An 18,632-nucleotide genomic window follows, 5' to 3' on the forward strand; every position below is an offset into this window, starting at 1 on the left:
GTGGGATTCCGGCATCGTCCCCGGCTGACCCCCCTTCTGGAGAACGTGTGCGATCCCCCCGCGCCCTGATTCCGCTTCTCTCGGTCTGCGCCGCCGCCGCCGTCGTCGCGGCGGCCGCCACCGGCGCGAGCATCGAGGGGCTGGCGGGCGGCGACCGTTCCCCCGCCGCCCACGCCGACGGCGCCGCGGTCCGGCCGGACGCCGTCACGATCAACGCGCTGACGTGGAACGTGTGCGGCGGCGCGGAGCCGGGCTGCCCGCTCGGGGCCGCCCCGGCCGCGCTGGCCAAGCAGGTCGCGCAGCGGATGCACGCCACCGAGGTCGGCGGACGGAAGGTCGCGACGGACGCCGTCCTGCTGCAGGAGGTCTGCGAGGGGCACGTGCGCGCGTTCAAGAAGGCCGCGGTGACGTCCCGGTGGGCGTGGGCCTTCGCCGCGCCGCCCAAGGGAGCGTCCTGCGCGGCGGGGCAGGGACGGCTCGGCGTCGCGATCGGCACCACGGCGCCGCTCGCCGGGACGGAACGCGCCGACCTCCCCGCGCCTCCCGGACGGGCGCACGTCGCGCTGTGCGGCGAGGTCCCGTCCTGGACGACGCGGGTGTGCGTGACGCGGCTCGACCCGTCCGAGGACGCCGGATGGCGCCGCAGGCAGACCACCGCGCTCGCCGCTCTGGCGGGCACCGGCCGGGTGCTGTTCGGCGGCGACCTCGGCGCCGCGCCGGCGAGCCCGGCGTTCGACCCGCTGTACCGGTCGTACGCCGAATGCGACCAGTCGGAGCAGTCCCGCACCGGCGCCATGACCCGCCAGGACTGGACGGGCGCCGCGGTGGAGAAGACCGACTACCTCTTCATCGGCAAGTCAGCCGCCGTCTCGTGCAGCGTTCCGGCGGAGCGGGTGAAGGCGTCCGACCATCGGCCCCTTTCGGCCGTGGTCCGCTACTCCTAGACGCCCGCCGCCCGGAGGTTCGTCGGGCTCAGTGGACCTGGCGCTCCTGGCCCTCCCAGTAGGGGGCGCGGAGCTCGCGTTTGAGGATCTTGCCGGTGGGGTTGCGGGGGATGCTCTCGCGGCGCTCGATGACCGTGGGGCATTTGAAGTGCGCGAGGCGTTCGCGGCAGTAGTCGATGATGTCCTTGTCGGTGAGGTCGCCGGCGTCCGGGGAGAGGACGACGATCGCCGTCGGCGTCTCGCCCCACTTGGCGTCCGGGACGCCGATGACCGCGCAGTCGCTGACGCCGGGATGCCCCATGAGGACGTTCTCGACCTCCGCGGGATAGATGTTCTCGCCGCCCGAGATGATCATGTCCTTGACGCGGTCGTGGATGTAGAGGTAGCCGTCCTCGTCGACGTAGCCGGCGTCGCCCGTCCGGAACCAGCCGTCGTCCGACTGGGCGGCGGCGGTCGCCTCGGGCATGTCCCAGTAGCCCTTCATGGTCTGGGACGTCCGGCACAGGATCTCGCCGACCTCGCCGAGGGGCAGGTCCTCCTGCGACGCCGGGTCGACGATCCTGAGTTCGCAGCCGGGGTTGGGGAGGCCGGCGCTGCGCAGCCGGTGCGTGTTCGGGCCGTCCGGGTCGTGGTCCCCGGCGGGCAGCATCACGACGGCGCCGGTGAGCTCCGTCAGCCCGTACACCTGCATGAAGTCGGTGTCCGGCAGCATCCGCATCGCGCCGCGCAGGACGTCCTCGCTGATCGGCGACGCGCCGTACAGCATCAGCCGGAGGCTCGACAGGTCGCAGGCGGTGACCTCCGGGATCAGCGGCATGAACTGCAGCAGCACCGGGACGAGGAAGATGTGCGTGACCCGGTTCCGCTCGATGCCCCGCGCGATCTGCGCCGGGTCGGGCTCGCGGGTGATGACGCCGGGGATGCCGTTGTAGACCGCGGAGAGGGTGAGCATGTTGCCCGCGATGTGGTACATCGGCATCGCGATCATGAGGACGGACGAGTCGTCGACGTCCCACGATTCGTTGGTCACGGCCAGCGCGGCGAAGTAGTTGTCGTGCGTCAGCATGACGCCCTTGGGCAGGCCCGTGGTGCCCGACGAGTACAGCTGCGCGAACACGTCCGCGGTGTCGGTGACGTAGCCCGGCTCCGGCGGGGCGTCCGGCGCGCCGTCGACCCAGGCGGCGTAGTCGTCGTACCGGTGGCCGGAGCCGCCGATGACCACGAAACGGGTGGTGTGCTCCAGCCTTTCGGCGATCGCGTCCAGGACGGGCACGAACTCGTGCCCGACGATGAAGACCTTCGCCCGCGCGTTGTTGACGATGTAGGCGACCTCGTCCGGCGCCAGCCGGTAGTTCACCGGGACCTGGACGGCGCCGATCCGGGCCGCGCCGAAGAGCTGCTCGGCGTATTCGAGGGAGTTCTTGTCGAGGATCGCGATCCGGTCGCCGTACCCCGCGCCGGCGGCGGCGAGCGCGGCGGCGACCCGGTCGGCGCGCCGGTCGAAGGCGCCGTAGGTGATCTCGGCGTCGCCCGCGACGTAGGCGACACGGTCCGGATGCGAGCGTGCACGCTCGCGCAGCAACTCCGTCAGACCCGGCACGGTAGGTCCCTTCGCCGATGACCGCCTGGTTGTCCCGGCATCATGCGGTCACCGGAGAGGCCCCGGCAAGGCCCGGCTAACTGCTTTTGTACATCTTGGAAACGAACGTGACGGCGAGCACCACCAGGACCGCGACGAACCCGATGAAGAAGAAGAACTTCAGCATCGAAAGGATCGCGCCGATGGCGGTCATCGCCAGCCACACCGCGAGGATGACACCGAGGACGGTCAGGATCGTCTTACCCATGACCACACCGTATGCGCTGGCCCGGTGAAGGTCATCACTCTCGGGAACGACCCTGGCCCCACCGTCCGGCGGAGCGCCCCCTGAGGCCGACCCTGAGGCCGTGGGCGCCCGCACCCAGGGTCGTGCCGTGATCGGCTCCCGCAGGTCAGTTCCTTACAGGGTGATGACGTGCGGGCTGGAACGGTCGCGGTGGCCGTAGCGTGAGGTTGTGAACACCGTGTCCCATGCCGGCCGCGTCCTGGTCGTCGACGACGACCCGACGGTGGCGGAGGTCGTCGCCCGCTACCTGACCCGCGACGGGCACCAGGTGGTCTGCGCGGCGGACGGCCCCGCCGCGCTGCGCAGGGCCAGGTCCCTGGACGACCCGCCGGACCTCGTCGTCCTCGACCTGATGCTGCCCGGCATGGACGGTCTTGAGGTGTGCCGGCGGCTCCGCGAGACGTCCACGGTCCCGATCGTGATGCTGACGGCGCTCGGCGCGGAGACCGACCGGCTCGTCGGCCTGGAGACCGGCGCCGACGACTACGTGACGAAGCCGTTCAGCCCGCGCGAGCTGGCGCTGCGGGTCAGGTCGGTGCTGCGGCGGGCGCGGGGCTCGCTCGTGCCGACGGGGGCGTCCGGGGCCGGGCCGTCCGGGCCCCTGCGGGACGGCGGCCTGGTCGTGGACGTCGGCGCGCACGAGGCGGAACTGCGCGGCGGGCATCTGGCGCTGACGTCCCGCGAGTTCGACCTGCTGGCGTTCCTGCTCCGCCATCCCCGGCGGGCGTTCACCCGCGAGGAGCTGCTCGAACAGGTCTGGGACTGGACGTTCGGGGACTCGTCCACCGTCACCGTGCACGTCCGGCGGCTCCGCGAGAAGATCGAGGACGATCCGACCGCGCCGCGCCGCATCGTCACCGTCTGGGGCGTCGGCTACCGCTACGAGCCCGCCGCGCCTTCTGGCGAGGTCCGATGATCCCGTTCGCGGACCTCCTCCTGGTGGTCTTCTACGCGACCCTCGCCGCGTTCGCCGTCGCGGTGGTCGCGCTCGGCGTCCTGTACGCGCTGCGCGGCCGGTCGGTCGCGACGCAGCTGATCGTGGTGGCCGTGGCGACCGTGCTGGCGACGATCTCCGGCATCCTCGTGATCTCGTTCCTGATGCTGCTGAACGACCATGACCGCTCGGTCGTCCTCGCGGTGGTGACGTCCGCCGGGCTGGTGGCGATGGCCGTGTCCGTCCTGCTCGGACGGCGTCTCGTTGCCGCGAACCGGACGCTGGTGGACGCCGTCCGCGCCGACCCGTTCAGGCCGCCGCCGGCCGAGCGGCTGCCGCGCGAGCTGGCCGAGCTGTCCCGCGAGCTGGCGGCCGCCTACGACCGGCTCGCCGCGTCCCACGAACGCGAGCAGGCCCTGGAGACCAGCCGCCGCGAACTGGTCGCCTGGGTGAGCCACGACCTGCGCACGCCGCTGGCCGGGCTGCGCGCGATGGCCGAGGCCCTGGAGGACGAGGTCGTCGCCGACCAGGACACCGTCCAGCGGTACCACGGGCGCATCCGCGTCGAGGTGGAGCGGCTCACCGAGATGGTGGACGACCTGTTCGAGCTGTCCCGCATCCACGCCGGGGCCCTGCGGCTGTCCCGGCAGCGCGTCGGCCTGGCGGACCTGGTCGCCGAGGCGGTCGCGGGCGCGGAGGCGCTGGCCCGCGCGAAGGGCGTCCGGCTGCACGGCGACGTCCGGGAGGGCCTGCCCGTCCAGGTGGACGCGGGCGAGCTGGGCCGCGCGCTCCGCAACCTCGTCGTCAACGCGATCAGGCACACGCCGAGCGACGGCGCCGTCGAGATCATCGGCGAGGTGCGCGGCGGCGAGGCCCGGGTGACGGTCGCGGACGCCTGCGGCGGCATCCCGGAGGACGACCTGCCCCGCGTGTTCGACGTCGCGTTCCGCGGCGAGACGGCCCGCACGCCGGGCGGCGGCGCGGGGCTCGGGCTCGCCATCGCCCGCGGCATCGTCGAGGCCCACGCGGGCGAGATCGGCGTCGCGAACGACGGCCCCGGCTGCCGCTTCGAGGTCCGCCTCCCCCTCACCGTCTGACCGGGCGCCGTCTGACCGGGCACCGCCTGACGGGAGCCGCCTGAGGCGGTCGGAGCTCACTCCGGGATCGGGATCCTGACGCGCGGGAGCTTCGGGACGGGCCCGCGCCAAGCGCCCGACAGCAGCACGCTGAGCGTGTACACGTGCCAGATCTGCTTCAGCCACCGGCGGCTTGACGTGTCGGCCAGCACGTCCGCCATCGCCTGCCGGTCCACGAGATCGAACAGGTTCGCCGGGCCGTCCATGATCTGCTCCGTGAGCACCCGGCGGAACGCCTCGTCGCGGGACAGGCGCCAGTTGAACGACGCCGTCCGTCCCACCGCGGGGAGCGTGGCGCGGGCCCGCCAGGCCCGGCGTCCGACGAGCCGTGGCCGCCGCTCCCGGTCGAACCGCCACCGCTTGCCCTCCGGCGGGATCAGGGCGAGCGCCGGGGCCAGCTCCCGCAGGAGTAAGAAGAACGGCTCCTCGCTGCGCCGCCACGACGGCGGCAGGGCCAGCACGTCCCGGACGACGCGGTTGTCGAAGAACGGGTGGTAGTACGGCGAGTTCATCAGGACCGCGCTGTGCGAGCCGACGATCCAGCGTCCCGTCCGGTAGAAGAGGTACAGCTTGTCGAGGACGTCGAAGCCGTCCCGCTCCGCACGGTCGGTCCAGCGGGCGTGCTCGGCGGCGGCGAGCGCGTTCGCCTCCGGCGTCATGATCGGCTCCGCCGCCCGGAAGATCAGCCGGACCCGGGCGAGCAGCCCGTCGGCGCTGATGTCGTCCTGGTCGTACAGGAAGCCGCCGCGGAACGTCTCCCCGCCCGATCCGGACGTCTGCGGGACGAAGCTGTACTCACGGTACGAGTTCACCCGCTCGTAGGCCGAGTTCATTCCCTCGCACATGCGGACGATGTGATGCGCCCGGGCGAGCGGATGCTGGATGGCGACGGTGTCGCGGCTCGGCTCGGGAACCGCCAGGCTCACGCGGTGCTCGATGCCGAGCGCCGCCGCGACCCGGCGGCCGAGGATCACGTCCGGCTCGTCCGCGAACCCGTGGGTGGACCCCTCGAACCGCACCCCGGCGGCCGACAGCGCCGCCGCCATCAGCCTGCTGTCCCGTCCGCCGGACAGCGCCAGCGTCACCGCCTCGCGATGCCGTCCCAGCGGCTCGGCGGCGGCCACGAGCGACTCGGCGAGCGGCCGGACGGCCTTCGCGCGCGCGGCGGCCTCGCGGGGCGCCGGGCCCGTCCTCGGCAAAGGCAGCCGGCGGACCACGGTCGGCTCGCCCGGCACGGCCTCAAGCACGCTCGCGGCGGGGAGCGCCGTCACCCCGCGGAACGGAGTGTCGTCGTTGGTGAGGAACCCGTGCCGGACGATCGGGTGCAGCGCCTCCACCGCGATGTCGACGGACGGGTCCGCCAGCCCCGTCTCCAGCGCCCGCGCCACCAGATGGACGAGCAGCGCGCGGCTCCCGGCGATCCGGACGCCCCGCGTCTCGGTGTGGTAGACGGGGCAGACCCGGGCGATGGCGGTCGCGGCGGCGACGCCGTCGTCGCCGGCCCGGAACGCGGAGAAGACGCCGCCCATCTCGGCGGTGACGTCCCCGAGATCGTCCTTGGCGAGCAGGGCGTCCGTGTCGCGTTCCGGGTCGGTGAGGTAGCCGCAGTACCCGAGGACGCGCCCCGGCCTGCCGGTGAGGATGCCGGGCAGGAGCTCGTGCTCGGGCTCGTTGGACCAGCCGAGGAGCGCCGCGCCCCCGCCGGGCGCGGTCCAGGAGTCGGCCGAGATCACGTCGGCCGGTACGGGGAACGCTTCACTGACGGCGCGGTGCGCGGCCTCGAACAGCAGGGGCGCGAGACGTTCACGGCCTCGGCGGGCGGACAGAGCGAGATAGACGCGCACGAGCACTCCCCACGCGGGTGGGACCCTACGACATCCGGTCCCCTCACCCGGCGGGACGAAAACGGGATGACGTTCGCACGGCCAATCGGTGAACAAACACCGATTTCTGTCACCCTGGGTGATCGTTTGATTTCGCGGCTATCGGTCGAGGCTCGCGGCTACCGGTCGAGTGTCTCGGCTACCGGTCGAGGGTCTCGGCCATTGTGCGGAAGGTCGGGCAGGGCCAGCGGGACATGCAGGCGCGGCACCGCCGGATGGGGCTGCCGGGATCGCTGGTGATGCCGCCCGCCTCCTGCGGACGGTGCAGGTCGAGCAGCCGGACGCCGAGGTCGGCGAACGCGATGACCTCCTCGCGGGCGCCGGCGAGGAAGGCGAGGTCCTCCCGGGACAGACGCGTCCTGACGGGGACGAAGCCGCTCTTGTTCACCAGGCGCCCCAGGTACTGGGTGGACGAACGCCACGAACTGGACTTCGCCGAACGCGCGCGAATCGTCTCAAGACGTTCACGCAGCCGGGTCTCTCTCGGATCCGCCTTCATGCGCGGCGCACCCCCTCACACACGCGCTTGGCCTGCCGCTGTCTGCACCCGTTCAGCCTCCCCTACTCGACGGCTCCACGGGACGGGAACCGCCGAGATCACCCTGACCGGGGCGTCGACCCGAACCGACCGGGGCTCCATCCCAGGCCGGAGGCGAATTCACGCCATCACGGTGCGTAGTTCACAAAGCGTACGGGACCGCGCGGACGGCGACACGCCCGCCCCACCGGGGACTTGGCGAACTGTCTGGCCCGCGGGCCATTCCCGAGATAGTGTGCCGGACGTGGAGCTAAACGTCTCGACCGCGTCTCAGGAGGGTCACGCCGTCGTCACAGCGACCGGCGAGCTCGACCTGTACACCGCGCCCAGGCTGCAGGCCGCGCTCGCGGGCCTGCTGCGCGAGCAGGTCGACCGCATTGTGGTCGACCTCAGCGGCGTCGAGTTCTGCGACTCGACCGGCATGAACGTGCTGCTCGCCGCCATGAAGCGGCTCAAGGAACAGGGCGGCTCGCTCGAACTCGCCGCCCCGCGTCCGGCCGTCCGGCGCATCCTGCAGGTCACCGGGCTCGACACCGTCTTCACCGTGAACGACGCCGCCCCCGCCATGGACGCCGGCTGACCCGGCCGTCCCTGTTCATGCACGCCGCCTGACTCGGCCGTCCCTGCTCATGGACGCCCGCCTGAACCGGCCATCCCCCGCCATCCGCCGCCGTCTGCCGCCCGCGACGGGTGGCGCGAAGATCCCCCGCCCGCCGCGAAACCGTCCCCGCCCGGTACGGAAACGTCCCATACCTGGCCGCCGGCTGACGTCAGGCCGTCCCGCCGGTTAACTCCGGTGGGCGCGTGCCGTCCCTACGGATAACGGGTTGAACCGTTCACCCCCGCGGGACCCGCCGCACCGCCAACCCCGACTACGATCGCCGATATGCAGGACCTAGCGGTGATCATCCCGGCCAAGGACGAAGCCGACCGCATCGCGGCCACCGTCAAGGCCGCGCACGAGCTCCCCGGCGCCGGCCTCGTCGTCGTGGTCGACGACGGCTCGTCCGACGGGACCGGGCGCGCCGCCCGCGAGGCCGGGGCGCGGATCGTCCGGCACAGCCGCAACCGCGGCAAGGGCGCCGCGATGGAGAGCGGCGCCGAGGCCGTCCGCCTCCTCGACGAAGGCCGCGACCACCCCCGCCACCTGCTCTTCCTCGACGCCGACCTCGCCGATACCGCCCGCGAGGCCGCCCCGCTCGCCGAACCCGTCCTGGCCGGCGCCGCCGACATGACGATCGCCGTGTTCACCACCACCGTGAAGCTCGGCGGGCACGGGTTCGTCGTCCGGCTGTCCCGCGACGGGATCCGCCGCGCCACCGGCTGGGAGGCCACCGCGCCCCTCAACGGGCAGCGCTGCCTGACCCGCGCCGCGTTCGACGCCGCGCTGCCGCTCGCCGCCGGGTTCGGCGTCGAGACCGCGCTCACCATCGACCTGCTCCGCCAGGGCTTCCGCGTCACCGAGGTCGAGGTCCCGCTCGCGCACCGCGCCACCGGCACCGACTGGAAGGCCCAGCTGCACCGCGCCCGGCAGTTCCGGGACGTGGCCAGAGCGCTCGCCGTCCGCGACCCGGCCGCGGCCGGGTTGACCCGACGTGTGACGCGGCGCCTCGACGGCCTGCGCGGCAGCCGCCCGTGACCCGACTCGGAACGGGCGGGCTGTGCGGAATCGGGTTCAGCCTGGCGTGCTTCCTCACGACCGCCCTGCTCGGCCCGTCCGTGTTCCAGCCCGCACTCGGGGGCCCGCGCACCGAGCCGCCCTTCTCCTTGGACGTCAACCCGTCGCCATACCTCGTCATCGGGCTCGTCGTGGCGGGCGTCGTCGCGGGCGCGGCCGGGCTCTGCATGTGCTTCGTCGCCGCCCGGAGGGGCTGGCGGGTCGGAGCGCGGCCGCTGGTCGTCGCGGGGCTGCTCGCCGCCGTCGCGTTCATGGCGATGCCGCCGGTCGGGTCCACCGACCACCTCAACTACGCCTCGTACGGGCGGATGGCGGCGACCGGCCACGACCCGTACGCCACCCGCGCCGTCGACCTGCCGAGCGACCCGGTCGCCGGGGCGCCGGAGGAATGGCGCACCACGCCGTCCGTGTACGGGCCGATCGCCACCGGCGAACAGGCGTTCGCCGCCTGGATCGGCAGCGGGTCCGTGCGGGTGACCGTGTTCGTCCTGTCGATCGTGAACACGCTCGCGTTCGCGATCACGGCGCTGATCCTCTACCGGACGTCCAAGACCGAGGAACGGCGGCTCCGCACGGCCCTGCTGTGGACGTGCAACCCCCTCGTCCTGTTCCACCTGGTCTCGGGCTCGCACAACGACGTCCTCGCGATCGCGCCGATGGTCGCCGCGCTCGCCCTCTTCAGCGGACGGGAACGTCCAGGCTGGGTGCGGGCGCTCAGCGCGGGCGTCCTCGCCGGGGCGGGTGCGGCGATCAAGGTCCCGGCGGCGCTCGTCGGCGGCGGGCCCGCCTGGACGCTGCTCCGCGAGGCGTGGACGGAACGCCGCTGGCGCTCGATCGCCGGCCTCGCCGCGCTGTTCGGCGGCGCCGGGGCCGTCGCCGCGATCTCCTACGCGCTCGCCGGCCCGCACGCCCTCGACCAGGTGCGGGAGGCGAGCGACATGGTCTCGTTCGCGACCCCGTGGCATCTCGTCGACGAGTTCCTCGGCCGCGGCTCGCAGCGCACCATCATCAAGACGGGCGCCCTGCTGGTCGGGATCGCGCTGTTCGTGCTGCTCGTCCGCGTCCTGCCGACGGAGGAGACGGCGGGGGAGTCCCTCGCGCGGGACGCGGAGAACCGCCGGGTCGCGGCCGCGTTCGTCCTCGCCTGGCTCCTCGCCGCCCCCTACGCGCTGCCCTGGTACGACGGGTTCGGCTGGGCGGTGCTGGCCCTGCTGCCCTGGACGCGGGTCGACTGGATCCTCCTCGCCCACACCACCGCGCTCAGCCTCGCCTACCTCCCGGCCCGCGCGCCCGCCCGCATCAAGCTCCCGGACGACCTGTCCTGGCTGTTCACCGTCGTTCGGCCGACCGTTGTTCCGTGGACGCTGATGGCGATTCTGGCGGCGCTGGTGGTTCAGAGTCTGCGTTCCACAGGTCGATCTCCAGTGCCCGAACCCCGGCGGCGAGCATCAGCGGAGTCGCCAGGCTGAACGCCACCGACAGGATCACCACGCCCGAGTCGTTCACCAGCATCCCGATCACGCCGACCGTCAGCGCGCACAGCAGCGCCGGACGCATCGTCACGCTGTGCTCGTACGCGCGCTGCAGCAGCGACACCCGCCACCGCGTCGGCCGCGCCAGCACGAAGAACAGGAACCCGATCGCGGCGGCGAGCGGCAGCGTCAGGTGCCAGTACCCGAGGCTGTTCAGCATCGCGTTGAACTTGCGGACGATGACGCCCCACGCGTCGCCGTCCATGAGGTCCTGCCAGAAGCGGCCCAGGTGCGTCGGGTTGGCGCTCTTGGAGTTCAGGTACGAGATGAGCAGCACCAGCGCGGCCCCGGCCAGGCAGAACAGGCCGAGCTTCAGCGGCGAGACGCGCCGTCCCGTCACCATCAGGCCGAGCATCGCGAACGCCGGGACCATCGCCAGCACGCCGCCGAAGTCGCTGCCCCACGACGGGAGCCCGTCCACCGCGACCGCGAACGCCCCGATCGCCGCGACGATCCCGAGCGCGACCGTCTTGCGGCCCGCGCGCAGCGGGAACTCCGTCAGCCACGCCGCCGTCAGGATCGCGGCGACGGCGAACAGCGAGAACGCCTGGTTGCCGAAGCCGTAGAACCGTCCGGCGACGAGCGCCGTGTACCCCATCAGCGTGTTCAGCTGGAGGCTCGAACCTGTCATCACGTCCAGCGCCAGGACCAGCGCCGTCACCAGCGTGATCACCAGGCCGGGCGCGAACGCGGACCGGCGCCACGGCCCGGCCAGCGCCAGCCCCGTCAGCAGCCCCGCGAAGCCGAGCACCGTGCAGATCAGGACGGGCGTCGCATGGGACGCCCGCCACCACGGCAGCAGCCCCGCGAGGAACGACGCGCCGGTCGCCGCGCCGCCGAGCAGCGCGATCACGCGAGTGCCGCCGAGGATCCGCGCCCGGGACTTGCGGTCGCCGCCGACCCGCCGCAGCGCGAGCGCCGCGATCCCGTACAGGACGAGCTGCGTCGCGAACAGCACCCAGTAGAACGACGTCTGGACGCTGCGGATCGCCTGTGCGGCGACGTCCTCGTCCTCCAGCTCCTCCACCCGCTCCGGCGTCGGCCGCGACGTCGGCTGCGACCGCCACACCGACCCGACGGCCTCCTTCGGCTGCCGCAGCCCGAGCAGCTTCATCGCCGTCGCGGTGAGGTCGGTGAGCGTGACGAGGCCGTCCTGCCGGGTGGCGCTGGACGTCATGTACCCGGCCTTGTACCCGCCCTCTCCCTTGGTCTGCGCGATGGCGACGCGGAGGTGCGGCTCCACGCTGACGTCGGACAGGCCCGCGAGGAGCACCGTCGTCCCGTCCGGGACCCCGGCGACGACCTGGCCGACCCGGCGGTCGGCGGCGGCCGCGGCGGCGGCGCGCTTGCGCTCCGACAGCGGCTCCTGCTCGCCCTTCAGGTCGACGCCGGCGTCGATGTAGGCGCGGAACAGGTCGTCGACGTCCACGGCGGTGAGCGGGCAGCGCGCCCAGTCGGCGGCGGTCGCCTTGTCGGGCGTGGGGACGTACCGGTCGACGCGCCCGCCGCCGTCGCCGGCCCCGAACACCGCGCCGGGCCCGACCGCCATCGTGCACCCGCCCGCCCCGTGGACGGCGTCGCCGAGCAGCCCGATCTGGGCGTGGTAGTTGGTGTCGGCGTTGTCGCTCTTGATCGCCGGCCAGCCGGGCGCGACGGCGCCGCCCACCGGCGGCGGGCCCGTGGCGGACGGCTGGCCCGGCAGGATCGGCGCGGCGGGGAGCGCGCAGTTCCCGTTCGGCAGCCGGGACCGCTGCCCCGCCGACAGCGTCAGCCAGGCGTCCGTCGGGCAGGTGTTGACCCGCGTCGTCCGGACGCTGAGGCTCGCCGCGGAGCCCCCCGCCGTCAACTCCCAGAGCGCGGGCGTCTTCTCCCGGTCGATGTCGCTCCACTTCAGCCCGGGAACCCCGACGACCACGACCCGTCCGCCGATGGCCGCCCCCTCCGCGCGCGCGGCAGACGCGGGCGGCGCGAGGGCGGACGCCGTGAGCGTCGCGACGAGGATGGCGAGGAACATGGCGATCTTGGTCCCCCGCGAAGTCATGGCGCTCAGGTTACAAGAGGCCGATGACCCCACAGTGGCCATATCCTGCGGGCTGTGGACGGTCCCGAGGCGCATCTGGTCGGCGAAGCCGGTGACGGAACCGGCGAGGCCGGAGCCGGGGGCGGCCACGCCCATGAGCCGTCCGGCGAGCAGGCCCGCGACGCCGACGAGCCCGCACGCCCGTCCGCACGCCCGTCTGTACGCGAGTCCGGGCGCGGCGCGGGGCCGAAGTCCGTGCGCGGCGCCGGGCGGCGGAGGAGGAGGACGGCGGGCGATCTGCTGATCGTCCTCGCGGGGGTCGTGGTCGCCGCCGTCGCGATGTCGCCGATCGTCACGCGCTGGCTGGGCAACGAGCCCGACCAGCGGCTCGTCGACCTGGAGGTCTACCGGGACGGCGGACGCGCCATCCTGCGCGGCGCCCCGCTGTACGACGTCCTCACGCAGCCGCCGCAGCTCCTGCCGTTCACGTATCCGCCGTTCGCGGCCGTTCTCGCCGTCCCGTTCACCGTCATCCCGTGGCGGGCCGCGCAGCTGGTGTGGACGGGCCTGATCTGCGTCGCGCTCGCGATCTCGGTCTGCTACGCGTTCCGCGACCTCATCCGCCGCGCCGGGCGGTGGGCGCCGCTCGCCGCGGGCGTGCTGGTCGGGGCGATGGCGTGGCTGGATCCCGTCCGCGACCAGTTCAGGTTCGGGCAGGTCGGGCTGTTCCTCCTCGCGATGTGCCTGGCCGACTGCTGCGCCAGGACGCCCCGCTGGCCGCGCGGGATGCTCGTCGGCCTCGCGCTGGCGATCAAGCTGGTGCCGGGCGTCTTCCTGATCTACTTCCTGATCACCGGACGGCGCGAGGCCCTCGGGAACACGCTGGTCACGGCCGCCGCGGCGACGCTCGGCGGGTTCGCGTTGCTGCCGTCCGACTCGTCCGACTACTGGTTCGGCGCGCTGCTCCAGGGTGGCGACCGGACGGGCGCGGTCGACGGCACCACCAACCAGGCCGTGCACGGGATCGTCGCGCGGATGCTGCCCGAGGGGCCCGCCCGGACGCTCATGTGGCTCCTGCTCGCGCTGATCGTGGCGTGGTACGGCTTCGCCTGGGCCCGGCGCGCGTCGCGGGCCGCCGAGCTCCACGACGGACCCGAGTCGTACAGCCTGCTGCTGGCGGCGGTCGCGATCGTGGGGCTGCTGTCGGTCGTGCTGTCCCCGGTGGGCTGGATCCACCACCTTGTGTGGATGATCGCGGTGTTCGGCGCTTTGGTGGGGGATGCCCGAGACACGCGAAGATGTCTTTTCGCGTTCGGACTCTGGCTGCTGTTCCTCTTCCCGATCCCCTGGTGGGGACGGTCCCTGATCGGCCCCGAGCACTCCGCCGTCTCGGTTTTCGCGGGCCAGGTCGTCCGCGACCTGTTCGGCGTCGCCGCCCTCGCGTCGATCGTCCTTCTCGGAACCTGGCTGGTGAAACGGGCCGAACCGCGGCTCCGGCGCGAAGATCCTTCGCAACCCGAGGTCGGGATGGGTACGCTCAGCCCGTGATGCTTGTCGCGGTGGCCGTCGCGGGCCTGGTCGCCGGGGTTGCGGGGCTGTCCATCGCCGTGGTCGCCCACAACCGGGTGAACCAGGTCGTCGACGAGTGCGGGGAAATGCTCAGGCGCCAGCTCCAGGTGGCCAGTGGGTCGGGGGCGATGGACGAACGCGCGCTGCGCGACCTCGCCATCGTCCACTACGACGCCCTCAAGGAGATGTCGGGACACCGGTCCTTCTCGCTCGCCCTGATCAACGCGGTCGGGGACGGGATCGTGATCAGCTCGATCAACGGGCGCACCGAGACGCGGACCTACGCCAAGGCCGTCCAGGGCGGCCACCCGGTCGAGATGCTCTCCCCCGAGGAGAACCAGGCCCTGCGCGCGGCCCGCCTCGGCAAGGGCCCCATCGTGTCGATGGACGACCCCCTGCCCGACTTCGGCAGCGGCAACGGCGACCGCCCCGCCCCCACCGCCCGCACCTGACCCACACCCGCGCCCCGCAGGCGGAGCGGGCTTGGAGTGTGCGGGGGCTTGGGCGGGTGGAGCAGTTGAACGCTCCAGGGGGCTTGCGCATGCGGGCAGTAGACTCGGTCTGCACAACTCGCATGTCCGCGAGGCGCATCACGCACACCAGGAACGCTCGCACCGGGGGACCTCGTGACCTTAGACGCCAGGCCAGCGCGCTACGCCTACCTGGGTCCGCGCGGCACTTTCACCGAGGCCGCGCTGCTGACCCTGCCCGGCGCCGCCGAAGCCGAGCACCTCCCGCTCGCGACCGTCCCGGCCGTCCTGGACGCCCTCCGCCGCGGCGACGCCGACACCGCCGTCGTCGCCTTGGAGAACTCCGTCGAGGGCTCCGTCCCGACCACGCTGGACGAGCTCGCGACCGGCGAGGCCCTGCAGATCGTCGGCGAGATCCACCTGCCGGTCTCGTTCGCGCTGCTCGTCCGTCCCGGCACGAGCCTCGCCGACATCAAGACCGTCGCGTCCCACCCGATCGCGCAGCCGCAGTGCCGCCGCTGGCTGCTCGACACCGTCCCGGACGCGGAATGGCGCGCCGCGACGTCCAACGCCGAGGCCGCACAGCACGTCGCCGACGGCCACTACGACGCCGCCCTCGCCGGGTCGTTCGCCGCGCCGCGCTACGGCCTGTCCATCCTCGCCGAGGACATCCACGACGTCGCCGACGCCGTCACCCGGTTCGTCGTCCTGCACCGTCCGTGCACGCCGCCCGCCCCAACCGGCATGGACAAGACGACCGTCGTCGCGTTCATCGGCGAAGACCACCCGGGCGCACTGCTGGAGATCCTCACCGAGTTCTCCGTCCGCGGCATCAACCTGACGCTGATCCAGTCGCGCCCGACCGGCGCCGGCCTCGGCTCCTACCTGTTCTGGATGGACTTCGAGGGCCACGTCGCCGACGCCCGCGTGGGCGAGGCCCTGATGGGCCTGCGCCGCGTCTGCTCCGACGTCCGCTTCGTCGGCTCCTACCAGCGCGCCGACCAGGGCCGCCCCGAGATCCGCCGCGGCACGCACGACACCGACTTCACCGAGGCCGCCGCCTGGCTCGGCTCCATCCGCGACGGCCACACATAATCCCCGCGTCCACGACGACCCCATGGCGTCGGCTCAGGTTCTGGGGCGGGCGCTGCGGTTGCCCCACCATTGTTCGGTTTTCTTCCAGCCCTCTTGGCAGGCGGCCACGTAGGCCTCGCGTCCGGCGGGGAATTTGCCGCCTCCGCTCAGACCTTCCTGGTAGGACTTGGCACAGAAACCGGACGGCGGGTTGTCGCCGAAGGTCATGCGCATGCCCGCGGCCAGCTGGGCCATCTTGGTGTACGTGTAGCTCTTGCCGTCCGGGTCGATCATCACGATCGTCCGGCTGTTGGTGATCTTCGGGTCGGACGGTGTGGCCCGGGGCGCGGCGGAGGCGCTGGTCGTCGGTGCGGCGGACGCGGGCGGCGCCGACGTCGGCGTCGTGGGCGTGGTCGACGCCTGCGGGGACGAGGGTCCCTTGGCCGTGTTCTCGCCGTCGCCGTCGCACGCCACGGCGCCGAAGAGAAGGCCGACCAGAGCCAGCGGAATCGCAATCTTCTTGTGCACGGGCAACTCCGGGCGGTAACAGGGGATTTCGGGCCGGACTTTACACGAGTCGTAGACGTCCGCCCCTGGCGGTTGGTTCGGGGACGTTTGGACGTGCGCTGACGTAGTCTGCGTGGGTGGTCAAGGACTTCGATCTCTACGAGCGGGAACTGTGGGCCGGACTGGCGTCCGCGTACGAGCGGGGAGGCGGCCGGCTCACCCGTCACATGGTCGGTCCACTGCTCGACGCGGCGGGCGTCGCGGACGGCACGCGGTTCCTCGACGTCGGGACCGGCCCGGGGTTCGTGTCGGAGGGCGCGGTGCGCCGTGGAGCTGAGGTGTCGGCGCTGGACGCCGAACCCGACATGGCCGACACCGCCCGCCGGAACGTCCCGGGCCTGGACGTGCGCGTCGCCGTCCTGCCCGAGGTGCCGTTCCCGGACGCGACGTTCGACGCCGTCGCCGGGAACTTCGTGATCAACCATGTGGGCGCGCCGGACGTGACGCTCGCGGAGCTGCGGCGCGTCCTGCGGCCCGGCGGGCGGCTGGCGCTGACCTGCTGGGTGATGCCGGTTCGCGGGGCCCTCGGGATCGTCAGGGAGGCGATCGAGGCGGCGGGCGTGCCGTGGCCGGACGACATCCCCGAGCCGCCGTTCCTGGAGTACGGCGAGCCGGCGGCGTTCCGGGGCCTGGTCGCCGCGGCCGGGTTCGGGGAGGTGGGCGTCGAGGAGGTGACGTGGGAGCACGTCGTCGACCCCGAGGAGTGGTGGGAGTCCGGCGCGCTGTCCGGGGTCGGCACCAGCGGCGTGATCGTCGGACGGCAGCCCGCGGAGACCGTCGCGCGCATCAAGGACGCCTACGACGGGATCGTCTCCGCGTACGCGGCGGCGGACGGCGGGGTCGCGCTGCCCGCGCACGCGCTCCTGGCGAGCGGCGCCCGCTGACAGCTGGCCGACGGCCCCTGCTGACGGCGCCCGCTGACGGCTGGCCGACGGCACCCGCTGACGGCGCCTGCTGACGGCTGGCCGACGGCGTCCGCTGATGGTCGGCTGACGGCGTCCTGACATCTCGGACGGGGGTTTTCCACAACCGGGATAGTCGCGCGCGGAGCGGGGGGTCCGGCCGGTAGCCTCGGGTCTGTGATCGACCTGCGAGCTCTTCGAGAGGATCCCGAGCGGCTGCGCGCGTCGCAGCGCGCCCGCGGTGAGGATGACGGCGTCGTCGACCGGCTGCTCGACCTGGACGGACGGCGCCGCTCGGCGCTGACGTCGTTCGAGCAACTCCGGGCGGAGCAGAAGAGTTTCGGCAAGTCGGTGTCCAAGGCGCAGGGCGACGAGCGGCAGCAGCTGCTGACCCGGGCGAAGGAGCTGGCGCAGCAGGTCAAGGAGGCCGAGGCGGAGGCCGACCGGCTCGCCGAGGAACTCGACGCGCTGCTGAAGGGCGTCCCGAACCTCATCGAGGACGGCGTCCCGCCCGGCGGCGAGCAGGACTTCGTGGTCCTGGAGCACGTCGGCGAGCCGACGAAGTTCGACTTCGAGCCGAAGGACCATCTGGAGCTGGGCGAAAGCCTCGGCGCGATCGACATGGAACGCGGCGCGAAGGTGTCCGGCGCGCGGTTCTACTACCTGACGGGCGTCGGCGCGCGGCTGCAGTACGCGCTGCTGAATCTCGCCATCGAGCAGGCGGTCGCGTCCGGGTTCGTCCCGATGTACCCGCCGGTGCTGGTGAAGCCGGAGGCGATGGAGGGCACCGGGTTCCTGGGCGCGCACGCCGCCGAGGTGTACCAGCTGCGCGAAGAGGATCTGTACCTGGTCGGGACGTCCGAGGTGCCGCTCGCCGCGTACCACATGAACGAGATCATCGACGGGCTGCCGCGGCGGTACGCGGCGTGGTCGTCGTGCTTCCGCCGCGAGGCCGGCTCCTACGGGAAGGACACGCGCGGCATCATCCGCGTCCACCAGTTCGACAAGGTGGAGATGTTCTCCTACTGCGACCCCGGCGACGCGCACGCCGAGCATCTGCGGCTCCTGGAGTGGGAGAAGGAGATGCTCGCCAAGGTCGAGATCCCGTACCGGGTGATCGACGTGGCGGCGGGCGACCTCGGGTCCAGCGCGGCGCGCAAGTACGACTGCGAGGCGTGGGTGCCGTCGCAGAACACGTACCGGGAGGTCACGTCCACGTCCAACTGCACCGAGTTCCAGGCGCGGCGCCTGGCGGTGCGGTACAAGGACGACGCCGGCCGCAGCCGCCCGGTCGCGACGCTGAACGGGACGCTCGCGACGACGCGCTGGATGGTCGCGATCCTGGAGAACCACCAGCGGGCGGACGGGACGGTCCGCGTCCCGGAGGCGCTGCGGAAGTTCCTCGGGCAGGACGTCCTGGAGCCCGTCCAACGGTAAGGCCGCAGGAGAGCCTGTCGTATATGTCGCCTAGGGTGGGTCTGACCTGCCCTGGAAGGTGA

General features: G+C 72.8%; 16 protein-coding genes and 1 pseudogene. 11 read left to right on the forward strand and 6 right to left on the reverse strand.

The features are described from left to right. The first annotated feature begins 47 nt into the window (after positions 1 to 47). Positions 48 to 944 carry an endonuclease/exonuclease/phosphatase family protein gene (locus ACH34T_RS37545; protein WP_396025751.1) on the forward strand — a complete coding sequence of 299 codons (897 nt, stop codon included), beginning with the start codon at positions 48 to 50 and terminating at the stop codon, positions 942 to 944. A gap of 28 nt (positions 945 to 972) precedes the next feature. Here ACH34T_RS37545 and ACH34T_RS37550 read toward each other — a convergent pair whose 3' ends face one another. Both ACH34T_RS37550 and ACH34T_RS37555 read right to left on the reverse strand, forming a co-directional pair. After that, on the reverse strand, positions 973 to 2,544 hold the full coding sequence (locus ACH34T_RS37550; protein WP_396025752.1) for a long-chain-fatty-acid--CoA ligase: 1,572 nt from the start codon (positions 2,542 to 2,544) through the stop codon (positions 973 to 975). A gap of 76 nt (positions 2,545 to 2,620) precedes the next feature. Beyond that, a complete protein-coding gene (locus ACH34T_RS37555; RefSeq protein WP_396025753.1) occupies positions 2,621 to 2,791 on the reverse strand; it encodes a hypothetical protein in 171 nt (56 codons plus the stop codon). Between the two features lie 208 nt (positions 2,792 to 2,999). Here ACH34T_RS37555 and ACH34T_RS37560 point away from each other — a divergent pair, with 208 nt between their 5' ends. Continuing rightward, entirely contained in the window at positions 3,000 to 3,746 is a 747-nt protein-coding gene (locus ACH34T_RS37560) for a response regulator (RefSeq protein WP_396025754.1), read from the forward strand. Next, complete coding sequence (locus ACH34T_RS37565) at positions 3,743 to 4,861, forward strand: sensor histidine kinase (RefSeq protein ID WP_396025755.1); 1,119 nt, start codon at positions 3,743 to 3,745, stop codon at positions 4,859 to 4,861. The genes ACH34T_RS37560 and ACH34T_RS37565 overlap by 4 nt, the downstream gene beginning before the upstream one ends. 56 nt (positions 4,862 to 4,917) lie before the next feature. Here the strand turns inward: ACH34T_RS37565 and ACH34T_RS37570 are convergent, their stop codons facing one another. After that, positions 4,918 to 6,744, reverse strand: coding sequence for a hypothetical protein (locus tag ACH34T_RS37570; protein ID WP_396025756.1), 1,827 nt, complete (start codon positions 6,742 to 6,744; stop codon positions 4,918 to 4,920). A 178-nt stretch (positions 6,745 to 6,922) separates the two neighbouring features. Next, positions 6,923 to 7,282: a hypothetical protein gene (locus ACH34T_RS37575; protein WP_396025757.1), complete on the reverse strand. Its 360-nt coding sequence runs from the start codon at positions 7,280 to 7,282 to the stop codon at positions 6,923 to 6,925. A 283-nt stretch (positions 7,283 to 7,565) separates the two neighbouring features. Between ACH34T_RS37575 and ACH34T_RS37580 the strand changes: the two genes are divergently transcribed. From ACH34T_RS37580 to mptB, 3 genes and pseudogenes are all read left to right on the forward strand, one after another. After that, positions 7,566 to 7,901, forward strand: coding sequence for an STAS domain-containing protein (locus ACH34T_RS37580; protein ID WP_131965887.1), 336 nt, complete (start codon positions 7,566 to 7,568; stop codon positions 7,899 to 7,901). A 306-nt stretch (positions 7,902 to 8,207) separates the two neighbouring features. Next, entirely contained in the window at positions 8,208 to 8,960 is a 753-nt protein-coding gene (locus ACH34T_RS37585) for a glycosyltransferase family 2 protein (RefSeq protein ID WP_396025758.1), read from the forward strand. Between the two features lie 290 nt (positions 8,961 to 9,250). Next, a pseudogene (gene mptB / locus ACH34T_RS37590) lies at positions 9,251 to 9,751 on the forward strand (polyprenol phosphomannose-dependent alpha 1,6 mannosyltransferase MptB); the annotation flags it as partial. A gap of 577 nt (positions 9,752 to 10,328) precedes the next feature. Here the strand turns inward: mptB and ACH34T_RS37595 are convergent. After that, complete coding sequence (locus tag ACH34T_RS37595; protein ID WP_396025759.1) at positions 10,329 to 12,572, reverse strand: hypothetical protein; 2,244 nt, start codon at positions 12,570 to 12,572, stop codon at positions 10,329 to 10,331. Between the two features lie 54 nt (positions 12,573 to 12,626). On the opposite strand from ACH34T_RS37595, the gene ACH34T_RS37600 reads away from it, so the two are divergent. The 3 genes from ACH34T_RS37600 (at position 12,627) to pheA (ending at position 15,685) form a co-directional block, all read left to right on the forward strand. After that, the gene (locus ACH34T_RS37600; protein ID WP_396025760.1) at positions 12,627 to 14,099 is read left to right on the forward strand and encodes a glycosyltransferase 87 family protein; all 1,473 of its coding nucleotides are present in this window, start codon (positions 12,627 to 12,629) and stop codon (positions 14,097 to 14,099) included. Continuing rightward, positions 14,099 to 14,572: a DUF4446 family protein gene (locus ACH34T_RS37605; RefSeq protein WP_396025844.1), complete on the forward strand. Its 474-nt coding sequence runs from the start codon at positions 14,099 to 14,101 to the stop codon at positions 14,570 to 14,572. Before ACH34T_RS37600 ends, ACH34T_RS37605 begins: the two co-directional genes overlap by 1 nt. Positions 14,573 to 14,746: 174 nt before the next feature. Continuing rightward, the gene (gene pheA / locus ACH34T_RS37610) at positions 14,747 to 15,685 is read left to right on the forward strand and encodes a prephenate dehydratase (RefSeq protein WP_396025761.1); all 939 of its coding nucleotides are present in this window, start codon (positions 14,747 to 14,749) and stop codon (positions 15,683 to 15,685) included. A 33-nt stretch (positions 15,686 to 15,718) separates the two neighbouring features. Here the strand turns inward: pheA and ACH34T_RS37615 are convergent, their stop codons facing one another. After that, positions 15,719 to 16,192, reverse strand: coding sequence for a hypothetical protein (locus ACH34T_RS37615; RefSeq protein ID WP_396025762.1), 474 nt, complete (start codon positions 16,190 to 16,192; stop codon positions 15,719 to 15,721). A 116-nt stretch (positions 16,193 to 16,308) separates the two neighbouring features. Between ACH34T_RS37615 and ACH34T_RS37620 the strand changes: the two genes are divergently transcribed. Together ACH34T_RS37620 and serS are read left to right on the forward strand one after the other, a co-directional pair. Then, positions 16,309 to 17,115 carry a class I SAM-dependent methyltransferase gene (locus ACH34T_RS37620; protein ID WP_396025763.1) on the forward strand — a complete coding sequence of 269 codons (807 nt, stop codon included), beginning with the start codon at positions 16,309 to 16,311 and terminating at the stop codon, positions 17,113 to 17,115. A 195-nt stretch (positions 17,116 to 17,310) separates the two neighbouring features. Next, complete coding sequence (gene serS, locus ACH34T_RS37625; RefSeq protein WP_396025764.1) at positions 17,311 to 18,570, forward strand: serine--tRNA ligase; 1,260 nt, start codon at positions 17,311 to 17,313, stop codon at positions 18,568 to 18,570. The last annotated feature ends 62 nt before the right edge of the window (positions 18,571 to 18,632 follow it).

The organism is Actinomadura sp. 9N215, from assembly GCF_044326345.1.
Taxonomy (GTDB): domain Bacteria; phylum Actinomycetota; class Actinomycetes; order Streptosporangiales; family Streptosporangiaceae; genus Spirillospora.

Coding starts and splice junctions, on each gene's coding strand:
- ACH34T_RS37595 (WP_396025759.1), bottom strand. CDS start 12,572: ATGACTTCGCGGGGGACCAAGATCGCCATGTTCCTCGCCATCCTCGTC.
- ACH34T_RS37605 (WP_396025844.1), top strand. CDS start 14,099: ATGCTTGTCGCGGTGGCCGTCGCGGGCCTGGTCGCCGGGGTTGCGGGG.
- ACH34T_RS37585 (WP_396025758.1), top strand. CDS start 8,208: ATGCAGGACCTAGCGGTGATCATCCCGGCCAAGGACGAAGCCGACCGC.
- ACH34T_RS37565 (WP_396025755.1), top strand. CDS start 3,743: ATGATCCCGTTCGCGGACCTCCTCCTGGTGGTCTTCTACGCGACCCTC.
- ACH34T_RS37575 (WP_396025757.1), bottom strand. CDS start 7,282: ATGAAGGCGGATCCGAGAGAGACCCGGCTGCGTGAACGTCTTGAGACG.
- ACH34T_RS37555 (WP_396025753.1), bottom strand. CDS start 2,791: ATGGGTAAGACGATCCTGACCGTCCTCGGTGTCATCCTCGCGGTGTGG.